The sequence below is a fragment of the Halomicroarcula saliterrae genome, from assembly GCF_031624395.1.
Lineage (GTDB): Archaea > Halobacteriota > Halobacteria > Halobacteriales > Haloarculaceae > Haloarcula > Haloarcula saliterrae.
In genome coordinates this window covers 1-661 of sequence record NZ_JAMQON010000014.1, presented here as the reverse complement: position 1 = coordinate 661, position 661 = coordinate 1, and the positions used below count along the sequence as shown (strand labels likewise).

Annotated in this window: 1 rRNA gene; it reads right to left on the bottom strand. The window is 57.2% G+C overall.

The features are described 5' to 3' along the window. Positions 1-661 (bottom strand): 23S ribosomal RNA (locus tag NDI56_RS21660); the annotation flags it as partial.

Genomic DNA, 661 nt, shown 5'->3' with positions numbered 1-661 from the left:
CTGAGATGACCTTAGGGCGCGCTCGATATCTTTTCGAGCGCGTACCGCCCCAGTCAAACTGCCCGGCTACCGGTGTCCTCCTCCCGGAGTGAGAGTCGCAGTCACCGACGGGTAGTATTTCACGTGTGTCTCGGTGACCCGCTGGCGCGGGTACCTGTGTAACGACTCCTACCTATTCTGCACGTCGGCGACCACGTCTCAGCGACAGCCTGCAGTAAAGCTCCATAGGGTCTTCGCTTCCCCCTGGGTGTCTCCAGACTCCGCACTGGAATGTACAGTTCACCGGGCCCAACGTTGGGACAGTGAAGCTCTGGTTAATCCATTCATGCAAGCCGCTACTGATGCGGCAAGGTACTACGCTACCTTAAGAGGGTCATAGTTACCCCCGCCGTTGACAGGTCCTTCGTCCTCTTGTACGAGGTGTTCAGATACCTGCACTGGGCAGGATTCAGTGACTGTACGAGTCCTTGCGGATTTGCAGTCACCTGTGTTGTTACTAGACAGTCCGAGCTTCCGAGTCACTGCGACCTGCTCCGTTCCGGAGCAGGCATCCCTTATTCCGAAGGTACGGGACTAACTTGCCGAATTCCCTAACGTCGGTTGCTCCCGACAGGCCTTAGCTTTCGCCGCTATGGACACCTGTGTCGGTTCTCGGTACGGA